The 4827-nt window shown below is 67.6% G+C and carries 4 protein-coding genes; 2 read left to right on the forward strand and 2 right to left on the reverse strand.

What is annotated here, in order from left to right; translation table 11 throughout:
- A partial coding sequence (locus tag FFS27_RS28655; protein WP_256659690.1) for an acetyltransferase occupies positions 1-537 on the forward strand: 537 nt, incomplete at its 5' end.
- Between the two features lie 318 nt (positions 538-855).
- Here FFS27_RS28655 and FFS27_RS28660 read toward each other — a convergent pair.
- Both FFS27_RS28660 and clpG read right to left on the reverse strand, forming a co-directional pair.
- Complete coding sequence (locus tag FFS27_RS28660) at positions 856-1434, reverse strand: DUF2780 domain-containing protein (RefSeq protein WP_003084725.1); 579 nt, start codon at positions 1432-1434, stop codon at positions 856-858.
- 101 nt (positions 1435-1535) lie between these two features.
- Positions 1536-4334, reverse strand: a complete 2799-nt coding sequence (gene clpG, locus FFS27_RS28665; RefSeq protein ID WP_034013760.1) for an AAA family protein disaggregase ClpG — start codon at positions 4332-4334, stop codon at positions 1536-1538.
- A 374-nt stretch (positions 4335-4708) separates the two neighbouring features.
- On the opposite strand from clpG, the gene FFS27_RS33880 reads away from it, so the two are divergent.
- On the forward strand, positions 4709-4827 hold a 119-nt coding region (locus FFS27_RS33880), incomplete at its 3' end, for a hypothetical protein (protein WP_256659693.1).

The following is a 4827-nucleotide window of genomic DNA, read 5'->3' on the forward strand; positions in this document are numbered from 1 at the left end:
GAGCTGATCTGGGTGCCCTTCCTCGGCCTGGCCTGGTGGGCGCTGGAGTATCCGTTCATGAAGCGCTATTCCAAGGCCTTCCTGGAGAAGCACCCGGAACTCAAGGGCAAGGACCTGGAGATCACCAAGGCCGCCTGCGAGAAATTCAAGCGCATCCCGGTGACCGTGGTGAACTACCTGGAAGGCACGCGCTTCAGCGAGCAGAAGAAGGCCCGCCAACAGTCGCCCTATCGCCACCTGCTCAAGCCCAAGGCCGGCGGGGTGGCCTTCGTCCTCGCCGCGCTGGGCGAGCAGCTGGACGCCCTGCTCGACGTCACCGTGGTCTACCCGAGCGACAAGGTGCCGGGATTCTGGGACCTGCTCTGCGGACGGGTGCCGAAGGTGATCGTCGACATCCAGACCCGGCCGATCGATCCCGCCCTGTGGCAGGGCGACTACGAGAACGACCCGGTGTTCCGCCAGTACGTGCAGGAATGGGTCTCGCGCATGTGGGAAGAAAAGGACGAACGCATCGCCCGCTTGCGGCAACTGCGCTGAAGTACCGGCCGAAGCACACCCATCTCGTAGGGCGAATAACCGCAACGCGGTTATCCGCCGTTTCCACGGCGCAGCGGCGGATAACGCCGGGGGCGTTATTCGCCCTACCGGTGCGGGCAACGAATACCCGGGGGTCGCACCCACCTCGTAGGGCGAATAACCGCAACGCGGTTATCCGCCGTTTCCACGGAGCGGCGGCGGATAACGCCGAGGGCGTTATTCGCCCTACCGGTGCGGGCAGCGAATACCCGGGCGCCGCACCCACTTCGTAGGGCGGATAACCGCAACGCGGTTATCCGCCGATCCGCTGGCGGCAGATCAGAGCAGCGACGAGCCGCCCGCCTTGCTCACTCCCCAGAGATTGCTCAGGCTGCCCAGCAGCTCGCTGTTGGCGCCCTGCTTGCCGAAGTAGTCGACCAGCACCTGGGCGAACTTCTCGGTCATCCCGCTATCCATGCCCAGGGTGCCGAAGGCCTTGTTCACGTCGCCCATGCTGTCCGCATTGCCGAGCAGCGAACCGAGGCCCTTGCTGTCGCCGCCGCTCTTGCCGAGCACGTTGCCGAGCCCGCCGAGACCGGCCAGGGCGTTGTTGCCGGCCAGCTTGTCGAGGCCGGGGATGGTCTTAACCAGTTGCGAATAATCGTTGCCGGCCAACTGGTTCTTGGCCAGGCCGAGCAGGGCGCCGGTACCGCCGACCGCCTGCTCCTGGCTGACCCCGAGCTGGCCGGTGAGTGCGCCGAGCAGACCGCTGGTCTGCGGGGTAGTGGCTACCTGGGCGGAGTCGCCCTGGGACGCCCCGGCGACCGCCTTGGCGGCATCCCCGAGATTGAAGGCGAACGCGGAGGCGGCACTGAGCAGCAGGGCCGCGGCCAGGGTAGCGTGGGTGGTGACGCGCATCGGCAATTCCTCATGAGATATCGAACGCCCCGGCCGCATTCGCAGGCCGGGGTGAGATTTCGACCGGCCGGCCGGTGCCTTGTTCCCCAACCTTGGTCGGGTCACTTGGTCTTCGGCTTGTCGGCCTTGCCCTTGGCGGCGGCGCCTTTCTTCGCCGCCGGCTTCCTCGCCGCCGTCGCGCGGCCCTTGGGCGTCTCGCCGGCACCGGACTTCTTGCGTGCCGCCGGCTTCGGCGCGGCGCCCTTGCGGTAGCCGACGCCGTCCTTGGCGTCGTAGAAGAAGGTGACCGTCTCGCCCTCCTTCACCTCGCCCTTGAGCATCGCCGTGGCCAGGCGCGTCTCCAGTTGCTGGCGGATCTGCCGCTTCAGTTCGCGGGCGCCGAACTCCGGCTGGTAGGCCTCTTCGGCGAGGTGGCCGACCAGGCTGTCGTCGATGTGCAGGTAGATGTCCTGGGCGTGCGCGGCGCGCTTCACCCGCTCCAGTTGCAGGCGGACGATGTCCTCGATCTGCGCCTTGCTCAACGACTCGAAGACGATCACCTCGTCGAGGCGGTTGAGGAATTCCGGGCGGAAATGCCCGCGCAGGGTAGTCATCAGTTCGCGCTTGAGCTTCTCCGGCGGCTGGGCGAACTCGCCGGCCTGGGCGTTCTTCATGATCAGCTCGGAGCCGAGGTTGCTGGTGGCGATGATGATGGTGTTGGTGAAGTCCACCACGCGCCCCTTGCCGTCGGTCAGGCGGCCGTCGTCGAACACCTGCAGGAGGATGTTGTTGACGTCGGCGTGGGCCTTCTCGATCTCGTCGAGCAGGATCACGCTGTACGGCCGCCGGCGCACCCGCTCGGTGAGCTGGCCGCCCTCGTCGTAGCCGACGTAGCCCGGCGGCGTACCGATCAGCCGGGACACCGCGTGGCGCTCCATGTATTCGCTCATGTCGATGCGGATCATCGCGTCTTCGTCGCCGAACACCACCTCGGCCAAGGCCTTGGCCAGCTCGGTCTTGCCCACCCCGGTCGGGCCGAGGAACAGGAAGGTGGCGATCGGCCGGCTGCCCTGGCGCAGCCCGGCGCGGGCCAGGCGCACGGCGTCGCTGACCGCGGTGATCGCTTCCTGCTGGCCGATCACCCGCTGGTGCAGGCGCTCTTCCATCTGCAGGAGCTTCTCGCGCTCCTCGGCGGTCAGTTCGGTGACCGGGATGCCGGTGAGCTTGGAGATGATCTCGGCGATGTCCTCGACCCGCACCTCCTCGGTCTTCGACCCCTGGGTCTGCTGCCAGCGCTCGGTGATCTGCTCGAGGTGTTCCTTGCGTTCCTGGATGCGTTTCTCGAAGACCTTCGCCTCGTCGTACCACTTGCGGCTGGCGGCGTAGTCCTGCTCGCGCTTGAGCTGCGCCAGCTCGGCCTCCAGTTCCTGGATCTCGGCCGGCCGCGAGGTGCTGGCGATGCGCACGCGGGCGGCGGCCTGGTCGATCAGGTCGATGGCCTTGTCCGGCAGGAAACGGTTGCCGATGTAGCGGTCGGACAGCTCGGCGGCGGCGACGAAGGCCTCGTCGCGGATGGTCACCTTGTGGTGGCCTTCGAGCTTGTCGCGCAGGCCACGGAGGATGGAGATGGTCTGCTCCACCGTCGGCTCGGGGACGAACACCGGCTGGAAGCGCCGCTCCAGCGCGGCGTCCTTCTCGATGTACTTCTGGTACTCGTTGAGGGTGGTGGCGCCGATCAGGTTCATCTCGCCGCGCGCCATCGCCGGCTTCAGCACGTTGGCCACGTCCAGCCCGCCTTCGCCGCCGCCCTGGCCGGCACCGACGATGGTGTGCACCTCGTCGATGAACAGGATGATCTCGCTCTGCGCCGCCTGCAGTTCGTCCATCACCTGCTTGAGGCGTTCCTCGAACTCGCCGCGGTACTTGGCGCCGGCGACCATGGCGTTGATGTTCAGTTCGACCAGGCGCTTGTCGCGCAGCACCTCCGGCACCTCGCCCTGGACCATGCGCTGGGCCAGGCCTTCGACGATGGCGGTCTTGCCGACGCCGGGCTCGCCGATCAGCACCGGGTTGTTCTTCTTGCGCCGGGCGAGCACCTCGATGGTGGTCTCGACTTCCTTCGAGCGGCCGATCACCGGATCGAGCTTGCCTTCGCGGGCCAGCCGGGTCAGGTCGCGGCTGAACTTGTCCAGTTGCGGAGTGTTGCTCGGGCCGTCCACGCGGCCGTCCTCGGCGCCCTTGCCGACCACCTTGACCGCTTTCTGCCGTAGCGCCTGTTCGGTCAGGCCGTACTTCTTCAGGAGCGTCCCGGCGAAGCTGTCCGGCACCGCCGCCAGGCCGAGCAACAGGTGCTCGGGGCCGACATAGCTGTGGCCGAGTTCGCGGGACAGGGCGAAGGCGTGCTGCAAGGCGCTCTTCACCCGCGGCGAGATGGTCATGTCCTCGCTCGCCTCGCCCTTGCTGGCGCCGCGCACGGCGTTGGCCTCGATGTACTGCTTGAGGTCGGCCGGCGACAGGCCGAACTGCTTGAGCACCGCCTGCACCACGTCGGCGTCGGCCAGGGCGTAGAGCAGGTGCTCGGTGTCCACTTCGCGCTTGCCGAATTCGGCGGCGACCTGCGCGGCGCGTTGCAGGTACTCGGTGGTCTGCTTGCTGAAGTACTCGGCGATGTCCACCGCCTCCGGCTCGCGGGCGCGCACCGGGGTGACCGGGCTCTGCTCGCCGAAGCCGGAGAAGATCTCGTCGAACGGGCTGCCGCCGCCGAACAGCGACTCCAGCGGCGAGCGCATGCGCTGCTGGCGCATCAACTGGCGGTAGTGCAGTTCGCAGAGGGCGAGTTCGCGGCGCTGGCCGTCCTGTACCAGGCTGACGCGGGCGACGGCGGGACGTTCGTGGCAGATAGCGCAAAGTTCCTGGGCCATGGGAGGGCTCCTGTTTCCACGGAAGGTGGGCTTCGGCGACGGCGGCGGCGACCGGGGTCGCCGAGCGCTGCGTGGAGAACATCGCGACAAGGCGGTGAAGCACGCGCCGTCGAGCATGCAACGCGGGACATGTCCGTGCGATGACGAAGCGCCGGCGTCGCATCCGCAGCCACTGACGGGGTGACTCTTGAGTACTAGCACAGCAGCCGGCGAGCGCCAGCGCTTCGGCTTGACCCAGGACAATGAAAGGCGACCGCTCTGGCCCGCGACTTCCGCGGCAATGCCCGCTGTTCGCCCCGATCCGGTCGTCGGCCGTCCCATCGCGGCGAGAACTTCTCTATGCTTGGGCCCTGTCCGCCCGAGGGAGCCCGTCCATGAGCGAGCCGTTCCAGCTCACCCCCCGCATCGCCCGCCAACTGCCCTGGCTGGTCGCCGTCGCCTTCTTCATGCAAGCCCTCGACGGCACCATCCTCAACACCGCACTACCGAGCAT

The organism is Pseudomonas sp. 2VD, assembly GCF_005503585.1.
GTDB lineage: Bacteria > Pseudomonadota > Gammaproteobacteria > Pseudomonadales > Pseudomonadaceae > Pseudomonas > Pseudomonas aeruginosa.

What these genes read in the sequence shown, in the direction of transcription:
- FFS27_RS28660 (WP_003084725.1), bottom strand. Translation starts at nt 1,434, where the DNA reads ATGCGCGTCACCACCCACGCTACCCTGGCCGCGGCCCTGCTGCTCAGT.
- clpG (WP_034013760.1), bottom strand. Translation starts at nt 4,334, where the DNA reads ATGGCCCAGGAACTTTGCGCTATCTGCCACGAACGTCCCGCCGTCGCC.